At 67.3% G+C, this 1,594-nt stretch carries 2 protein-coding genes; both read right to left on the bottom strand.

The features are described from left to right. On the bottom strand, positions 1–928 hold a 928-nt coding region (locus tag BLU54_RS22960; RefSeq protein ID WP_139169810.1), incomplete at its 3' end, for a Tar ligand binding domain-containing protein. Between the two features lie 207 nt (positions 929–1,135). Beyond that, on the bottom strand, positions 1,136–1,594 hold a 459-nt coding region (locus tag BLU54_RS22955; RefSeq protein ID WP_235838095.1), incomplete at its 5' end, for a methyl-accepting chemotaxis protein.

The raw sequence follows: 1,594 nt of genomic DNA, 5'->3' as shown, positions 1-1,594 counted from the left end.
CCATGCTCGATGCCGTCTCCTGCAGCGACGCGGCTTGCTGCTCGGTGCGCGACGACAGATCCGTGTTGCCCGCCGCGATCTCGCGCGACGCGCCGGCCATCGCGTACACCCCTTGCCGCACGCCGCCGACCAGGCCGGCCAGGTTGCCCTGCATCTCACCGAGCACGCTGCGAATGCGGCCGATCTCGTTTTGCCGTCCCGCACTCTTGACGATCGGGTCCGACAGGTCGCCGCCGGCGATGCGCCGCATCCGTGCGATCAGTTCCTCCAGCGGCGTCAATACCAGACGCTTGAGCGCAACGCCTGCGCCAAGCCCAAGCAACAGCGCCAGCAGCACGCCTCCGCCAAGCACGCCTACCGCGATGCGGAAGTTGCGCGTGGCGTTGGCGACCAGCGCATCGGCGCGCGTCTTGCGGTAGCCCATCACCGCGCTCGACGCGTCGCTGACCGCGCCGGCGAGCGAGTCGATTTGCCGGCCCGTGATGTCGCGATACTGGGTCAGATCCATCTTGTCGAGCGCCTCGACCAATGGACGCATGCCTTTTTCCATCAACTCGTTGCGGCGCGCAATCAACGTGTTCGCGAGCGGCGTTTCCTTCGCATCGCGCGGCACTTTCAGATAGTCCTGCCAGCGCGCATCGCTCTGCGTGATCATCTCGCTGGCCTTGCCGAGACGCGTCTTGCCACTATCGAAGTCGCCGCCCTCGTAAGCGGAGCGTGCGCCTTCCATCTGCAGGCGCGCACGCAAGAGGCTGGCATAGGAATCGGACAGCGCACTCTCGGCCCGCTTGTCCTCCTCGTTGAGCGTGCGTAACGAGTCGTTGCTCGCATGCAGCCCGGTGAACGCGACGGCAGCCATTACGAGGGCCAGCGTGACCATCACGCCGACCACCCACCGCAACGCACTGCGGATCGTCATGTGCTTCATTTCTTCATTCCCCTTGCGTTGAACCCCTTGGCGGCCGCGCTCCGCTTCTTGCCGAGCCACGCGCTGACCGCACCCCCGGAACCACTCACCCGCGCGACTGCAACCCGCAACGCGCGCGTGTCTTGTTGAAGCCTGCTGCCAATGCCTCGGCGGCCGGGCCACGGCGCCATTACGGCGAACCGACCGCGATCCAACCGCGCAGCGCGCTCAAGCCACTGCCATGGACGATGGCAGCCATGCACCGGCTGGCGTGTCGGCCGTTTCGCTGTGACGCGGACCGGCTTGCACCTCGAGTTGGGCCTGCCGGCCTTCGATCAGAAACACCGCCATCGCCGCGGCGAGCGCATCGGCCTGAGCTTCCAGCGACGCCGCCGCAGCGGCGGCTTCCTCTACCAACGCCGCGTTCTGCTGGGTGACTTCGTCCATCTGCGTGATCGCGCGATTCACCTGCTCGATGCCGCCGGACTGCTCCTCGGACGCCGCGGAAATCTCGCCCATGATGTCGGTGACCCGCGCCACGGCCTGCACAATCTCCTGCATCGTCTGGCCCGCGCGCTCGACCAGCGCCTGACCCGCTTCGATGCGCTGTCCCGACTCGCCGATCAGCCCCTTGATTTCCTTGGCCGCCGTTGCCGAGCGCTGCGCCAGCGTGCGCACCTCGCCCGC

Origin of the sequence: Chitinasiproducens palmae, from assembly GCF_900095735.1 — a bacterium.
GTDB classification, from domain to species: domain Bacteria; phylum Pseudomonadota; class Gammaproteobacteria; order Burkholderiales; family Burkholderiaceae; genus Chitinasiproducens; species Chitinasiproducens palmae.
The sequence above is the reverse complement of the archived record's forward strand: the minus strand, read 5'-3'. Positions and strand labels throughout refer to the sequence as shown.